The sequence below is a fragment of the Actinomycetospora flava genome (assembly GCF_037400335.1).
In the GTDB taxonomy this organism is placed as follows: domain Bacteria; phylum Actinomycetota; class Actinomycetes; order Mycobacteriales; family Pseudonocardiaceae; genus Actinomycetospora; species Actinomycetospora flava.
In genome coordinates this window covers 539,525-554,416 of the sequence record NZ_JBBEGM010000002.1, presented here as the reverse complement: position 1 = coordinate 554,416, position 14,892 = coordinate 539,525, and the positions used below count along the sequence as shown (strand labels likewise).

Here is a 14,892-nt window from a genome sequence, read left to right as displayed (position 1 = left end):
CGACCTACGGGCGGACCGCCGTCGCCGCGCCGACCGCTTCGCGGCGCACGCGGTCGACGTAGGCCTGGGAGCGGTTGTAGGCGAGCACCGCGGCGCGCCAGTCGTCGCCGCGGCGCAGGTCGCGGTCGTCGGCGCACAGGTAGCGGGCGGCGGCGAGGGCGGCGTCGTCGAGGTCGTCGGGGTCGCTGACGCCGTCCCCGTCGCCGTCGGCGCCGTACTCCGCCCACGTGGTGGGGATGAACTGGAGCGGGCCGACAGCACGGTCGTAGGTGGTGTCGCCGTCGAGGCGCCCGCCGTCGGTGTCCCGGATCTCCCGGTTGCCTCCTGTGCCGTCCAGCTCGGGGCCGCGGATCGGCTCGCCCGGGCGCCCGGCGTCGTCGAGGGCGGTGTCGCCGAAGCGGCCGTGGTTCGACTCGACGCGCCCGAGCCCGGCGAGCGTCACCCACGACAGGCCGCAGTCGGCGAGCTCGTCGCGCGCGGCGGCCTCGGCCCCCGCGTAGGCGACGAGCGCCCGCGCCGGGACGCCCGTGCGGGCGGCCGCGTCCTGCGCCCAGGTGCCACGGGCCACCGCGTCGGCGGGCACCGGGGCGGCGGCGGGCTGGGCGTAGGCGGGCAGCGAGTCCGCTCCGCGGCGGCTGACCGCCACGACCCCCGCCACGCCCGCGCCGACGAGCAGGACGAGCACCACGGCCGCGGCGAGCAGGTTCTCGAGCCTCCGGGCCTCGGTGGGGTCCGCGGTCTTCTCGGTCGGCTCGTCGGGCACGCCCCGACGCTACGGACCGGCCCGTGGCACCCCGGTCAGGCTCCGCCGACCGGAGCAACCGCCCGTCGGGAGGACGCGCCGTGTCGTCGATGCGACACGCGCGTCACCCGCTCGTCCCCGTGCCGCGTGCGCCGGTCACCGACAGCCCCCGATCGGTAGTCCATTCGTAGGAGGCCCCGGCCACGTTGATCGGGCACGCTGTCGTCCTCCGCCGGACAGGGAGGGCCCGGTGGATCGGTGTCGCGGGGAGGGGGCGCCATGGACATCGACGTCCGGCTGCGCATGTTCACGTGGTTCGCCGACGTCTCCGGGGCGGTGGCGGTCAGCCGCATGACCCCGGAGGAGATCGCCCGCGCGCGGGCGCGGCGTCTCAGTCACAACGTCGTCACGTCGCGGGTCTTCGGGCCGATGCCGCGCGGCGTGTTCGTCACCGACCGCATCGCGCACACCGACGTCGGGCCCCGCCCCGTGCGGCTCTACCGCCCGCACACGGCGCGCGCCCTGCCGGTGATCGTCAACTTCCACGGCGGGGGCGGCACGCTGGGCAACCTCGACCAGTCCGACTGGCTGTGCGCCCACGTCGCGGCGCGGGTCGGGGCGCTCGTGGTGTCGCTCGACTACCGCCTCGCCCCCGAGCATCCCTACCCCGCCGGCCGCGAGGACGGGTACGCCGCGGTGAGCTGGGCGGCGCGCGAGGCCGCGACGCTGGGCGCGCGCCCCGACCGTCTCGCGGTCATGGGCGACAGCGCCGGCGGCAACCTCGCGGCCGTCGTCTGCCTGCTCGCCCGCGAGTCCGGGCCGGTGATCGACTCCCAGGTCCTGCTCTACCCCGTGCTGGACCTGACCTTCGAGCGTCCCTCGGTGGCGCGCTTCGGGAACGGGCCGGTGCTCACGCGCGCGGACATGGAGGTCTTCCGCGACCACTACCTGGGCTGCGGGAACGACCCGACCGACCCACTGTGCTCGCCGCTGTTCGCCCCCGACGTCGGCGACCTGCCGCCGGCGCTGATCGTCACCGCGGGCGTCGACCCGCTGCACGACGACGGCGTCGACTACGCGCAGCGCCTCGGGGAGGCCGGCGTGCCGGTACGGCACACCGACCACCCCCGGGCGGTGCACGGCTTCCTCTCGTTCCCCGGCGTGTGCCGGGCGTCGGCGACGGCGCTCGACGACATCTGCGCCGAGCTCACCGACCGCCTGGCCTGAACCTCCGACGACGGGCCCGCGGAGCGACGAAGGAGCTCGCGGGCGCGGTCGTCTCGGAGGATCTCCCGTCACATGTGCAGGCCGCCGTTGACCGAGTAGACCTGCCCGGTGATGTACTCCGACTCGGGGTCGGCGAGGAATTCCACGACGCGCGCGACCTCGTCGGGACGGCCGAGCCGCTTCATCGGGATGCCGGAAACGATCTTCTCGATCGCCTTCTCCGGCACCGCGGCCACCATGTCGGTCTCGATGTAGCCGGGCGCGACGCAGTTCACCGTGACGCCCTTGCGCGAGCCCTCCTGCGCCATCGACATCGTCATGCCGAACAGGCCCGACTTGGTCGCGGCGTAGTTCACCTGCCCGGCGTTGCCCTGCTCGCCGATCACCGAGCTGATGTTGACGATGCGGCCGCTGCCCCGCTCGGCCATGTGCAGGTAGGCGAGGTGGGCCATGTAGAAGGTGCCCGAGAGGTTGACCTGGACCACGCGGTCCCAGTCGTCGACCTCCATCTTCGTCAGCATCTTGTCGGCGGTGATGCCGGCGTTGTTGACCAGGACGTCGACGCGGCCGTGCGCGTTGATGACCTCGTCGAACACGCGCTCGCAGTCGCCCCGCGCGCCGATGTTGCCCTGGTGGATGGTGATCCGGTCGCTGCCGTACTCGGACTGGAGGTTCTCCGCCGAGGTCGGGTCCGACGAGTAGCCGACGCCGACCTTCATCCCCCGCTTGACGAGCCGCTCGCTGATCGCCCGCCCGATGCCGCGGGCGCCGCCCGTCACCAGGGCCACCTGACCGGTCATGTCTCCCATGCGTGCTCCCTCGCTCGTCATCCGCGTCGGGGATTTCTGTACCCGGACGGTGGCCCGCGCCACACGACCCGGGGCCCATGGAAGTCGGGTTCTTCGCCGACCGGAAGTCCAGGACATCCCCTACCCGTGGGTAGGTCGCCGTTGCGAAACATCCCAAGCGGAACGTACGGTCTACACAGCGCCCAACGCCGGGTGCGATCGAGCGCCCGCTCCCCGGGCGTGAGGAGGTGCGCCATGACGGCCCCCACCGACGAGCACGCCGCCGACACCACCGCCGGCGACCCCATCGCGGCCCAGACCGAGGCCCCCTCTCCCGATCCGGCCGCGTACCTGCGCGGCTACCACGCCACCGCCGCGGTGCGCGGCGCCGCCGAGCTCACCAAGGGCGCGGGCTACGTGCTCCGCCGGGCGCTCGAGCAGTCGGTGCGCCCGGGCACCAACACCCGCGACGCCCAGCGCTGGTGGCGCCACGTGCTCACCCGGCGCCGCCCGCAGTGGCACAACGAGCACGAGATCGTCTTCGAGACGCCGATCGCGCGGCTGCGGGACTTCTCGCAGGGGTCGACCGACGACGTCGTCCCGGCGCTCGTGCTGCCGCCGCAGGCCGGGCACGACTCCTGCATCGTCGACTTCCAGCCGCGCCAGTCGCAGATGATGATGATCCGCGAGGCCGGGCTGACCAGGGCGTTCACGCTCGACTGGGTCGGCGCGACGCGCGAGACCTCGGGCACGACGATCTCCGACTACATCGCGGTGGTCGACCGCGCCGTCGAGCACTGCGGCGGCCGCGTCAACCTCATCGGCGACTGCCAGGGCGGCTGGCTCGCGACGATCTACGCGGCGATCCACCCGGACAAGGTCAACACGCTGACCCTCGCCGGCGCGCCGATCGACTTCCACGCCGGCGAGACGCCCATCGGCGCCTCCTCGCGGGTGATGACCCAGCGCTTCGGCCAGCTGCCCTACCGCGCCATGGTCGCCGCGGGCGGCGGGAACATGCCGGGCTCGTTCGTGCTCGGCGGCTTCATCGCGATCCGCCCCGACGCCGAGATCGCCAAGCACGTCGACCTGCTGCGCAACCTCGACGACCCCGGGGCCATCGCCCGCTACGAGGCGTTCGAGGACTGGTTCAAGCACACGCAGGACGTGCCCGGCACGTTCTACCTCTGGCTGGTCGAGCACCTCTTCGCCGGCAACGAGCTGATCCACGGCGAGCTCGAGGTCGACGGGAAGCGCGTGGACATGCGGAACATCGCGTGCCCGCTGTTCCTGCTGGGCGGCGCGACCGACCACATCACCCCGCCGGTCCAGGTCTTCGCGGCCGCCGACCACGTGTCGACCCCGGCCGAGCAGGTCACCCGGCGCACCGCTCCCGGCGGGCACCTCGGCCTGTTCATGGGCAACCAGGCCCTGCGCCACGAATGGCCGCCGCTCATGGCCGCGGTGGCGGAGCACTCTCGCCCGCACGGCGGGCGCCGCAGCGCTTGACCGATCGAGCCCAGCGGTGACGGTGCCCGCGCGGGCCTGGGTTTCGTCCGGGCCCCGCGGGTACTTTCCGAACACACCCGGCGCTGCGCACCGCAGTCGCCCGCCTGTCGGCCACCGACGCGGTGGCGCCAGTCGTCCCGGCCCGTCCCCGGGCCATCCAGCGACCAGGAGGACCCCCATGCCCGGTTCCGTCATCGTCTCCGGCGCCCGCACGCCGATCGGCAAGCTGTCCGGCGCCTTCGCCGGCCTGCCCGTCCAGACGCTGGGCACGGTGGCGATCCAGAAGGCGCTGGAGCAGGCCCGCGTGTCCCCGGAGCAGGTCGAATACCTGATCATGGGCCAGGTCATCCAGGCCGGCGCGGGCCAGAACCCGGCGCGCAAGGCCGGCACCGACGCGGGCCTGCCGATGTCGACGCCGTCGTTCACGCTGAACAAGGTCTGCCTGTCCGGCCTGGACGCGATCGCCCTCGCCGACCAGATGATCCAGGCCGGCGAGTACGACATCGTCGTCGCCGGCGGCATGGAGTCGATGACCGAGGGCCCGTACCTGCTGCCGAAGGCCCGTCGCGGCTACAAGTACGGCGCCGGCCAGGTCGTGGACGCCACCGAGTACGACGCGCTGACCGACGTCTACGACCACGAGTCGATGGGCGCCTCGACCGAGCGCTTCTCGAAGTCGATCGGGCTCTCCCGCGAGGCGATGGACGAGTTCTCGGCGTCGTCGCACCAGCGCGCCGCCGACGCCGCGAAGAACGGCCGCTTCGACGCCGAGCTCGCGCCGGTGACGATCCCGCAGCGCAAGGGCGACCCGGTCGTCGTCACCGAGGACGAGGGCGTCCGTGGCGACACCACCGCCGAGGGACTGGGCAAGCTGCGCCCGGCGTTCGACAAGGAGGGCGCGATCACCGCGGGCTCCTCGTCGCAGATCTCGGACGGCGCCGCGGCCGCGGTGATCATGTCGGCGCAGAAGGCCGAGGAGCTGGGCCTCGAGGTCCTCGCGACCATCGGGCACCACGGCTGGGTCGCCGGCCCCGACAATTCGCTGCTCTCGCAGCCCTCGAACGCGATCCTCAAGGCCCTCAAGCGCGAGGGCAAGGAGGCCAAGGACCTCGAGATGCTCGAGATCAACGAGGCGTTCGCGGCCGTCGCGCTGCAGTCGACCACCGAGCTCGGCGTCGACCCGGAGCGCGTGAACCCCGACGGCGGCGCCATCGCGCTCGGCCACCCCGTCGGTGCCAGCGGTGCCCGCATCGCGGTGCACCTCGCGCACGAGCTGCGTCGCCGCGGCGGCGGCATCGGCGCGGCCGGCCTCTGCGGCGGCGGCGGCCAGGGCTCCGCGCTCATCCTGCACGTCTGAGCGGGCGCCCCGGAGTGTCAGCGTGGCGGCCACGCTGACACTGGGCATCAGGAAATCCACCACGATCACCGGCGGCGCGGCGGTCACCTCACGAGGTGGCCGCCGCGTCGTCGTGCGCGAGGGAACCGCGGCAGGCCCCGCTGCGTCGAAACCGGGGGCGGGGCCGCGTCCGGTGGGAGGAGCCGGGCGCGGTTCCGCCCCCGGAATCCCCCCGGCGGGGGAGGCACGTTCGGCAGTGACCATGCTCGGGTGCGCATGCCAAGGTGGTCATCCGGGCACAGGTGACCGGGCGCACATCCTCACAACACGGAGGCCAGCACATGCCGCAGGAGGTCCGGGGCGTCGTCTCCCGGGAGAAGGGCAAGCCGGTGACGGTCGAGACGATCGTCATCCCCGACCCGGGTCCGGGCGAGGCCGTCGTCAAGGTCCAGGCGTGCGGGGTCTGCCACACCGACCTGCACTACCGCGAGGGGAACATCAACGACGAGTACCCCTTCCTGCTCGGCCACGAGGCCGCGGGCGTCGTCGAAGCCCTGGGCGACGGTGTCGAGGGCCTCGAGGTGGGCGACTTCGTCATCCTCAACTGGCGCGCGGTGTGCGGGGTCTGTCGTGCCTGTCGCAAGGGCAAGCACTTCCTCTGCTTCGACACCCACAACGCGGCGCAGCCGATGACGCTGAAGGACACCGGCGAGGCCCTCTCGCCGGCCCTGGGCATCGGCGCGTTCGCCGAGAAGACGCTGGTGCACTCGGGCCAGTGCACGAAGGTCAACCCCGACGTCGACCCCGCCGAGGCCGGCCTCATCGGCTGCGGCGTCATGGCCGGCACGGGCGCGGCCATCAACACCGGCCAGGTCCAGCGCGGCGAGACCGTCGCGGTCATCGGCTGCGGCGGTGTCGGGGACGCGGCCATCGCCGGTGCGGCGCTGGCCGGCGCCACGACGATCATCGCGGTCGACACCGAGGACCGGAAGCTCGAGTGGGCCAAGGGCTTCGGCGCGACCCACACGATCAACGCGAAGAACACCGACCCGGTGCAGGGCATCCGTGACCTCACCGGCGGCTTCGGTGCGGACGTGGTCGTCGACGCGGTCGGCATCCCGGCCACCTGGAAGCAGGCGTTCGAGGCCCGCGACCTCGCCGGCCGTCTCGTGCTCGTCGGCGTGCCCTCGCCGGACATGAAGCTCGAGGCCGACTTCCAGCCGTTCTTCTCCCACGGCGGGTCGCTGCGGTCGTCCTGGTACGGCGACTGCCTGCCCAGCCGCGACTTCCCCATGCTGGTCGACCTGGCCCTGCAGGGCCGTTTCCCGCTCGACAAGTTCGTGACGGAGCGGATCTCGCTCGACGACGTCGAGCAGTCCTTCGAGAAGATGCATCACGGTGACGTGCTGCGTTCGGTGGTGATCCTGTGAGCGCCGAGAAGATCGGCGAGGGCGTCGAGCACATCACGACGTCCGGCAAGTTCGAGATCGACGGCAACTCGTTCGACGTCGACAACAACGTCTGGATCATCGGGGACTCGTCCGAGGTCGTCCTCCTGGACGCCCCGCACGACGCCGAGGCGATCAAGTCCGCGGTCGGCGACCGCAACGTCGTGGCCATCCTGTGCACGCACTCGCACAACGACCACGTCAACGCGGCGCCGGCGATCGCGGCCGCCTTCGACGCCCCGATCCTGCTCAACCCCGCCGACCGGGTCGTCTGGGACCTGACCTACCCGGACCGCGAGCCGGACGGCGAGATCACCGACGGCGAGACCTTCACGATCGCCGGGATCGACCTGCGGGCGATCCACACGCCGGGGCATTCTCCCGGGTCGACAGTGTTCTACGCACCCGACATCGGCACGCTGTTCTCCGGGGACACCCTGTTCAACGGGGGTCCGGGGGCCACGGGCCCGTCGTACTCCGACTTCAACGTGCTCATCGAGCAGCTGGCCGACAAGGTCTTCTCGCTGCCCGGCGACACCATCGTGCGCACCGGGCACGGCGACACGACGAAGGTCGGTGACGAGGCCGCGCGCCTCGAGGAGTACCGCGAGCGGGGCTACTGAGCGCCTCCTCTGACGACGAGTACCCGGCCGACCCCTATCCCGGGGTCGCGCCGGGTTTCTCGTTCGTGCACCTGGACGCGGCGAGCCACCGCCTCGAGCCCTCGGACCGCGCCGCCGCCGGCTGGACCGTCGACGGCGCCGACCTCGACCGCTGGCTCGCCGACCGCGGCGCCGCGCCCCTGACCGCCCGGGTGCCGGTGCTCGCGTTCGGCTCGAACCGGTGCCCGTCGAAGCTGACGTGGCTGCGCGAGCACCTCGGGCTCGCCGGGCCGGTGGTCGTCCTGCGGGTGCGGGTCGAGGGGCTCGCCGCCGTCTGGGCCGCCGGGCTCCGGAAACGCGACGGGGCCCGGCCGGCGACGCTCGCGGTGGCGCCGGGCGCGGTGGAGACCCACGCGGTGTGGATGGCCACCCCCGACCAGGTGGCCGTGCTCGACCGCTGCGAGGGGCGCGGCGAGCGCTACGACCTGGTGCGGCTGCGCACCGGGCACGTCGTCACCGAGGACGGGGCGCGGCTCGACGGGGTGTGGACGTACTGGGCGGGCGATCCCGTGCGGGCTCCGCTGCTCGTCGACGGCGCCCCGGTGCCGATCACGACGCTCGACCAGGCGGGGGCCCGAGTCCTGGTCGGAGAAGCGGGTCCGCCGACGCCGGACGCGGTCCTCGTCGAGCACGGCGCCCCCGACCCGTCGGCGTGGCCGGACCGCGTGTTCGTCTACGGCACGCTGCTGCCCGGCCGGAGCGCCTGGCCGCTGATGGCCCCGCACGTGACCGGCGAGCCCGTCGAGGCGTGGCTGCCGGGCCGCGTGCACGACACCGGCCGCGGCTACCCGGCGCTCGTCCCCGGTGGGCCGGGGCGGGCACGGGGCGCGGTGCTGACCCTCGCCGACCCGTCGGGAGCGCTGCCGCTGCTCGACGACTACGAGGGCCCCGACTACGACCGCCGTCGCGCCGTCGCGCACACCGCGGACGGGCTGCTGCCGACGTGGGTGTGGACCTGGCGGGGCCCGGTCCACGGGGCGCCGCTGACGGCGGCCTGGCCGCCTACGAGCGGGTCCGGACGCTGACCGAGATCGGCGACGACGGGGTCATCGGGACCACCGGCACGACCGGCACGACCTCGGCGTCGCTCTCCTCCGCCTCCGCCGCCCGGCGCTGCACCGACCGCCCCAGCGCCAGGAGCGCCAGGCCCACGACCAGCGCCGCCCCGGCCAGGACGAGCACGCCCAGGGCCACGAGCTGCGGGATCCCGTGCAGCCGGGGGACACCGGGCACGGCGAGGGGCACGGCGCCCATCAGGAGGATCACCGTCACCGCCGACACCACGAGCACCCGCACGACGCGTCCCCCCTCGATGGATCTCCACTCTCTCCTGGTCGTCGCGCGGACCACCAGTGGTCGTTAGCCCCATCGGGGTCACGATGCGGTTCCGGTGCCGGTCGGACATCCTGATCGCCGGACCGGGGACGGGAGAGCGATGCTCGAGATCGACGGGATCTCCAAACGGTTCGGGTCCACGGTCGCGCTGGACGGGATGAGCCTCACCGTTCGCCCGGGCGAGCTCTACGGGTTCGTCGGCGCCAACGGGGCGGGCAAGACGACGACCATGCGGATCGCGCTCGGCGTGCTCGCCGCCGACGCCGGCGAGGTCCGGCTCGGCGGCCGTCCGCTCGACGCCGCCTCGCGGCGCCGGATCGGCTACATGCCCGAGGAGCGCGGGCTCTACCCGCGCATGGCCGTCGGCACGCAGCTGCGCTACCTCGCCGAGCTGCGCGGACGCTCGGCCGCGCAGGCCCGTGAGGCCGCCGACCGCTGGACCGAGCGCCTCGAGCTCGCCGAGCGCCGCGGCGACGAGGTGCAGCGACTGAGCCTGGGCAACCAGCAGCGCGTGCAGCTCGCCGCCGCCCTGGTCGCGGAGCCGGACGTCCTCGTGCTCGACGAGCCCTTCTCGGGGCTCGACCCGATGGCCGTCGACGTCATGAGCGAGGTCCTGCGCGAGCGCCGCGACGCGGGCGCGCCGGTCGTCTTCTCCTCGCACCAGCTCGAGCTCGTCGAACGCCTCTGCGACCGCGTCGGGATCGTGCGCGCCGGGCGTCTCGTGGCCGAGGGCGCGGTCGCCGAGCTGCGCGACGCGTCGGCGGCCGAGGTCGTCGTCGACGCCCCGCACGCCCCGCCGGGGTGGGCCGACGCCGTGCCCGGGGTGGCGCGGGCCCGGGCGGCCGAGGGCGGCACCGTGCTGACCCTGACCGACGCCTCGGAGACCACCCTGGGCGCCGTGCTCGACGCGGCCCGCCGCACCGGGCCGGTGCACGAGTTCCGGCGCCGCCGCCCGACGCTCGCCGAGATCTACCGCGACGCCGTCGCCGAGGAGGCCGCGGCGTGAGCCTGCGTCCCGTGCTGCTCATCGCCCGCCGGGAGTTCGCGTCGCGGGTGCGCGGCAAGGCGTTCGTCGTCGGCACGCTCGTGGTGCTGGTGCTGCTCGGGGCGTACGCCGCGGTGCTCGCCACCCTCGCCTCCGACGACGACACCGCGCGGGTCGGCGTCACCGGGCCGGCCGTCGCGCTCACCGGTCCGCTCGAGCGCGCCGCCCCGGCCCAGGGGCTCACGCTCACGGTGGTGCCCGAACCCGACGTCGCGGCGGGCGAGGCCGCGGTTCGTGCCGGGGACCTCGACGCCCTCGTGGGCGGGGACGCGGCCCGTCCGCGGGTGTTCGTCGAGTCCGAGCCCGACGCCGCCCTGGAGCGGACGATCGTCGCCGCGACGACCGCGGTCGCGCGGGATGCCTACCTCGCCGGCCGCGGGGTCGACCCGGCGGCGCTCGACGCGGCGGTCGCGGAGTCCGGGCCGGTCGTGGTGGCCGCCGAGGCGCCGGACCCGCAGGCCGGGCAGCGGCTCGGCCTCGGGCTCGCGGGCGCGTTCCTGCTGTTCTTCTCCATCCAGTCCTACGGCGCGATGGTCGCCCAGGGTGTCGTCGAGGAGAAGGCGAGCCGGGTCGTCGAGATCGTCCTGTCGTCGGTGCGGCCGTGGCAGCTGCTGCTCGGGAAGGTGCTCGGGCTGGGCGCGGTGGGGCTGCTGCAGCTCGTGGTGCTCGGCGGGGCCGGGCTCGCCGTCGCGGGCGCGGCGGGCGTGCTCGTGGCCGACGTGGGGCTGGTCTCCACGCTGGTGTCGGTGCTGGTCTGGTACCTGCTCGGGTTCGCGCTCTACGCGACGGTGTTCGCGGCGGCGGGCTCGCTGGTGTCGCGGCAGGAGGACACGCAGAGCGTGCTCTCGCCGGTGACGATCTTCGTGCTGCTCGGGTTCGTCGTGGGCTTCAACCTGCTCACCTACGACGCCCGCGGCACCGCGATCACCGTGCTCTCGCTGCTGCCGCCGTTCAGCCCGCTGTTCATGCCCGCCCGCATCGCGCTCGGCGTCGCCCCGGTGGGCCAGGTCGTGCTCGCGTTCGTGCTGACGATCGCCTTCACCGCGGGCGTCCTGGCCCTCGGCGGGCGCATCTACGCGAACTCGGTGCTGCGCACCGGCGCGCGGGTGTCGCTGCGCGAGGCCCTGGGACGCCGAGCACCGGAGCGCGCCGGAGATCGGTAGGCAGCGCGACGCAGGAGCGCTGACTGCCGCATCTCCTCGGCGCGACGGACTAGAACGGGCGGTCGCCGGCGATCGCGACGCGTTCCGCGACCCGGCGGTGCGGGTGGTAGTCGCCGACCGCGTAGTGCTGGGTCGCGCGGTTGTCCCAGAACGCCACCGTGCCCGCCGCCCACCGGTACCGGACCTGGTACTCGGGCACGTGGGCCTGGGCGAACAGGTGCCGCAGCAGCGCGTCCGACTCGTCGCGGTCGAGCCCCTCGATGTGCGTCGTGAAGGAGCTGTTGACGAACAGCGTGCGGCGGCCCGTCTCCGGGTGGGTGCGCACCACGGGGTGGCTCACGGGCGGGAAGACGTCCTCGAGGCGGGCGAGCTTCTCGGCGTCCAGGAAGCGGGCGAAGCCGGGGACCATGTCGTGCACGGCGGTCGCGTCGTCGATCCGGGCGAGGACGTCGGGGGCGAGGTTGTCGTACGCCGCCGCCATGTCGGCCCACATCGTGTCGCCCCCGAACGGCGGGGTGTCGATCATGCGGAGCATCGCGCCCATGGCCGGGTTCGGCCGGAACGACGTGTCGACGTGCCAGACGTTCTCGTAGGTCTGGGGGCCGTCGCCGCCCTTGGTGAACCGCACCGTCGCGGGGTCGTCGCCCTGCTCGAGCAGCGGGTTGGTCTCGAGCTCGCCCCAGTGGCGGGCGAGGTCGCGCTGGTCGGCGGGCTCGAGGTCCTGGTCGGGGAAGAACAGGACCTTCCACTCCAGGAGCGCCCGGTGGATCTCGGCGCGGAGCCCGGCGTCAGTGGCCGCGAGGTCGACGCCACGGACCTCCGCCCCGAGGGTGACCCCGACCGGGGTGAGCTCGAACGCGTCGTACGGACAGCGGTCCGACCCGTCGCCCGGCATCCGGCGGAGGAGACGCCGACCCTCGAGGAGGTCGGCGGCCGGGGTGCTGGTCGGTCGGAGCGTCCGCGATCCGAGCGTGCTGGTCACGATCGACCACGCTCAGACTGGCGCAGGGTCGCAGTCAACGCAATGTGGCGGAGATCGTTTCCCCCCTCGCCTTTACCTCCCGGTGGTGCAACGATCCCGCGATGCTCACACGTTCAGGGCGGGTGGTCGGCGCGACCATCGCCGTGCTCGCGTTCGTCCTCGCCGGCTGCGGCGGCCTCTCCGGCACCGGTCAGCCCCAGGCCCAGGGCGGCAGCCTCGCCGCCAGCGGTATCAACCTCGCCGGCCAGACCTACACGGTCGGCGGCCAGGAGTTCGACGAGCAGCTGCTGCTCTGCAAGATGAGCGTCGCCGCCCTGCAGTCCGTCGGGGCGGCCGTGAACGACCGGTGCAACATCACCGGCTCCGCCGCCGCGCGCCAGGCGCTGCTGTCGGGCGAGATCGACATGGGCTGGTCGTACACCGGCACCGGGTGGATCACGAACCTCGGCAACACCACGCCGATCCCCGACTCCCAGCAGCAGTACGTCGCCGTCCGCGACCAGGACCTCCAGCGCAACCAGATCGTCTGGACCAACCCGACGCCGTTCAACAACACCTACGCGATCGCCACGACCCGCGCGTTCGCCGACGCCAACAACCTGCGCACCACCACCGACTGGGCCAACTTCATCAACAGCGGCAACCCGCAGGCGACCACCTGCGTCGAGGCCGAGTTCGCCAGCCGCAACGACGGCCTGCCGAACCTCCTGCGCACCTACGGGGTCACCCGGCCCTACGACGCCCCGCCGGCCCTGACCGTGCTCGACACCGGCGCGATCTACCAGGCCACCGCCAACGGCAACCCCTGCCTGTTCGGCGAGGTGTTCACCACCGACGGCCGCATCCCCGCGCTGAACCTCGTGTCGCTCGCCGACGACCGGAACTTCTTCCCGAAGTACAACGCGTCGAACACCATCCGCAAGCAGGTCGTCGACCGGAACCCGGCCGTCGTCCAGGTCTTCGACCAGATCTCCCCGCGCCTGACCGACGACGTCATGCTCCAGCTCAACGGGCAGATCTCCTCGCAGGGCCGCGACGCCGGCCAGGTGGCGAACGAGTTCCTGCAGCAGCAGGGCTTCATCGGCTGATCGCCGGCCGCCTCCAGTACTGACCGAAGGGCCCCTTCGCTCGATCTACGCGAGCGAAGGGGCCCTTCGGTCGTCAACCGGGGCCGCGCTCAGAGCGCGTTGAAGCGCGCGAGCGCCTCCTGGCGTTCGGTCTTGTGGTCGACGATCGGGGCCGGGTAGTCCGACGGGGGCTCGCCGAGCTTCCAGGGCTGGTGCACCTTCTTGCCGTCCACGTCGGCGAGCTCCGGCACCCACCGGCGCACGTAGTCGCCCTGGGGGTCGAAGCGCTCGCCCTGGGTCACGGGGTTGAAGACGCGGAAGTACGGCGCGGCGTCGGTGCCCGTGCCGGCCGCCCACTGCCAGCCGTGCTGGTTGGACGCGAGGTCGCCGTCGACGAGCAGCTCCATGAAGTGCCGCGCGCCCCACCACCACGGCAGGTGCAGGTCCTTGACCAGGAACGACGCGACCGCCATGCGCATGCGGTTGTGCATCCACGCCTCGCCGCGCAGCTGGCGCATCGCGGCGTCGATGGCCGGGAAGCCGGTGCGCCCCTCCTGCCAGGCGCGGAACTTCTCGTCCGCCGACTTCCCGGAGTCGAGCGTGATGCGGTCGAACTTGGTGTCGAAGTTCTCGCGCGCCGAGCGCGGGAAGAACCAGAGCACCGCGGCGTAGAAGTCGCGGAAGCAGATCTCGTTGCGGTACGAGGTCGGTCCCGTGCCCGAGCCGCCGACGTCGGCGAGCAGCGTGCGCGGGTGCACGACGCCGTACTTGAGGTACACCGACATCCGGGACGTCGCGGGCCGGTCGGGCCGGTTGCGCAGGTCGTCGTAGTCGTCGAGGTGCTCGTCGACGAACGCGGCCCACTGGTCGCGGGCGGCCTGCTCGCCGGCGGCCGGCAGGTCGGCGTCGGGGGACTCGTCGTCGGGGACCTTCACGGCGCGCGGTCCGCCGTCCTTCTCCCCCGGGTCCATCCAGTCGACGGTCGACGCGTCGGTCTCGGCGGGCGCCCGCCAGCCGTGCTGCGTCCAGGCCCGGCTGAACGGCGTGTACACCTTGTACGGCGAGCCGTCGGACTTGGTGATCCTCCCGGGCGCGACGGCGTAGGGCGAGCCGGTGCGGACGAGCTCGACGCCGTCGAGCGCCTTCTCGACGGCCTCGTCGCGCTCGCGGCCGTAGGGCCCGAAGTCGGCGGCGACGTGCACGCTGCCGGCCCCGACGGCACCGGCGAGCTTCGGGATCGCCTCGGCCGGGTCGCCCTTCACCACGAGCAGCCGCCCGCCGAGGGACTCGTCGAGGTCGCGCAGGCTGCGGTACAGGAACGTCCGGCGCGCCTTCCCCGACGGCTCGAGCAGCCGCGGGTCGAGCACGAACACCGCGAGCGAGCGCCGCGCCCGCGCCGCCGCGGCGTCGAAGATCGGCTGGTCGTGGACCCGGAGATCGCGGCGGAACCAGACGATCGCGGTCGCGTCCCGCTCGTCGCTCATGGGCGGTGACTACCCAGGAGCGCGCTGAGCACGCCTGGACAGCCACCGCCCGTGATCAACGGGGACTTCGTGCGCCGAGAAGCAGCGGACGCCACGTTCGCAGC

General features: G+C 73.3%; 14 protein-coding genes. 9 read left to right on the top strand and 5 right to left on the bottom strand.

The window, feature by feature from the left end; all coding sequences use genetic code 11:
- Window positions 1-4: 4 nt before the first annotated feature.
- A complete protein-coding gene (locus WCD58_RS09315; RefSeq protein ID WP_337701898.1) occupies window positions 5-763 on the bottom strand; it encodes a lytic murein transglycosylase in 759 nt (252 codons plus the stop codon).
- Between the two features lie 258 nt (window positions 764-1,021).
- Here WCD58_RS09315 and WCD58_RS09310 point away from each other — a divergent pair, with 258 nt between their 5' ends.
- The gene (locus WCD58_RS09310; protein ID WP_337701896.1) at window positions 1,022-1,969 is read left to right on the top strand and encodes an alpha/beta hydrolase; all 948 of its coding nucleotides are present in this window, start codon (window positions 1,022-1,024) and stop codon (window positions 1,967-1,969) included.
- A 68-nt stretch (window positions 1,970-2,037) separates the two neighbouring features.
- On the opposite strand, the gene WCD58_RS09305 is transcribed toward WCD58_RS09310, so the two are convergent.
- The gene (locus WCD58_RS09305) at window positions 2,038-2,769 is read right to left on the bottom strand and encodes a beta-ketoacyl-ACP reductase (RefSeq protein ID WP_337701894.1); all 732 of its coding nucleotides are present in this window, start codon (window positions 2,767-2,769) and stop codon (window positions 2,038-2,040) included.
- A gap of 243 nt (window positions 2,770-3,012) precedes the next feature.
- Between WCD58_RS09305 and WCD58_RS09300 the strand changes: the two genes are divergently transcribed.
- The 5 genes from WCD58_RS09300 to WCD58_RS09280 all read left to right on the top strand — a co-directional run bounded on the left by WCD58_RS09300 (window position 3,013) and on the right by WCD58_RS09280 (window position 8,737).
- The gene (locus WCD58_RS09300) at window positions 3,013-4,266 is read left to right on the top strand and encodes an alpha/beta fold hydrolase (protein ID WP_337701892.1); all 1,254 of its coding nucleotides are present in this window, start codon (window positions 3,013-3,015) and stop codon (window positions 4,264-4,266) included.
- A gap of 178 nt (window positions 4,267-4,444) precedes the next feature.
- Complete coding sequence (locus WCD58_RS09295) at window positions 4,445-5,623, top strand: acetyl-CoA C-acetyltransferase (RefSeq protein WP_337701890.1); 1,179 nt, start codon at window positions 4,445-4,447, stop codon at window positions 5,621-5,623.
- Window positions 5,624-5,943: 320 nt separating this feature from the next.
- Window positions 5,944-7,032 carry an S-(hydroxymethyl)mycothiol dehydrogenase gene (locus WCD58_RS09290; RefSeq protein WP_337701888.1) on the top strand — a complete coding sequence of 363 codons (1,089 nt, stop codon included), beginning with the start codon at window positions 5,944-5,946 and terminating at the stop codon, window positions 7,030-7,032.
- Complete coding sequence (locus WCD58_RS09285; RefSeq protein ID WP_337701885.1) at window positions 7,029-7,673, top strand: MBL fold metallo-hydrolase; 645 nt, start codon at window positions 7,029-7,031, stop codon at window positions 7,671-7,673. Before WCD58_RS09290 ends, WCD58_RS09285 begins: the two co-directional genes overlap by 4 nt.
- Before the next feature lie 65 nt (window positions 7,674-7,738).
- Entirely contained in the window at window positions 7,739-8,737 is a 999-nt protein-coding gene (locus tag WCD58_RS09280) for a gamma-glutamylcyclotransferase family protein (RefSeq protein ID WP_337701883.1), read from the top strand.
- On the opposite strand, the gene WCD58_RS09275 is transcribed toward WCD58_RS09280, so the two are convergent.
- Entirely contained in the window at window positions 8,715-9,008 is a 294-nt protein-coding gene (locus WCD58_RS09275) for a hypothetical protein (RefSeq protein ID WP_337701881.1), read from the bottom strand. The two genes, WCD58_RS09280 and WCD58_RS09275, sit on opposite strands and share 23 nt — an antisense overlap.
- A 139-nt stretch (window positions 9,009-9,147) precedes the next feature.
- On the opposite strand from WCD58_RS09275, the gene WCD58_RS09270 reads away from it, so the two are divergent.
- Both WCD58_RS09270 and WCD58_RS09265 read left to right on the top strand, forming a co-directional pair.
- Window positions 9,148-10,053 (top strand): ABC transporter ATP-binding protein, encoded by a 906-nt coding sequence (locus WCD58_RS09270; protein ID WP_337701879.1) that lies wholly within the window; start codon window positions 9,148-9,150, stop codon window positions 10,051-10,053.
- On the top strand, window positions 10,050-11,255 hold the full coding sequence (locus WCD58_RS09265) for an ABC transporter permease (protein ID WP_337701877.1): 1,206 nt from the start codon (window positions 10,050-10,052) through the stop codon (window positions 11,253-11,255). Before WCD58_RS09270 ends, WCD58_RS09265 begins: the two co-directional genes overlap by 4 nt.
- Window positions 11,256-11,304: 49 nt before the next feature.
- On the opposite strand, the gene WCD58_RS09260 is transcribed toward WCD58_RS09265, so the two are convergent.
- Window positions 11,305-12,150 (bottom strand): TauD/TfdA dioxygenase family protein, encoded by an 846-nt coding sequence (locus WCD58_RS09260; RefSeq protein ID WP_337702045.1) that lies wholly within the window; start codon window positions 12,148-12,150, stop codon window positions 11,305-11,307.
- A gap of 188 nt (window positions 12,151-12,338) precedes the next feature.
- Between WCD58_RS09260 and WCD58_RS09255 the strand changes: the two genes are divergently transcribed.
- Complete coding sequence (locus WCD58_RS09255; protein WP_337701875.1) at window positions 12,339-13,325, top strand: glycine betaine ABC transporter substrate-binding protein; 987 nt, start codon at window positions 12,339-12,341, stop codon at window positions 13,323-13,325.
- An 89-nt stretch (window positions 13,326-13,414) separates the two neighbouring features.
- On the opposite strand, the gene WCD58_RS09250 is transcribed toward WCD58_RS09255, so the two are convergent.
- The gene (locus WCD58_RS09250) at window positions 13,415-14,788 is read right to left on the bottom strand and encodes a cryptochrome/photolyase family protein (RefSeq protein WP_337701872.1); all 1,374 of its coding nucleotides are present in this window, start codon (window positions 14,786-14,788) and stop codon (window positions 13,415-13,417) included.
- Window positions 14,789-14,892: the final 104 nt, after the last annotated feature.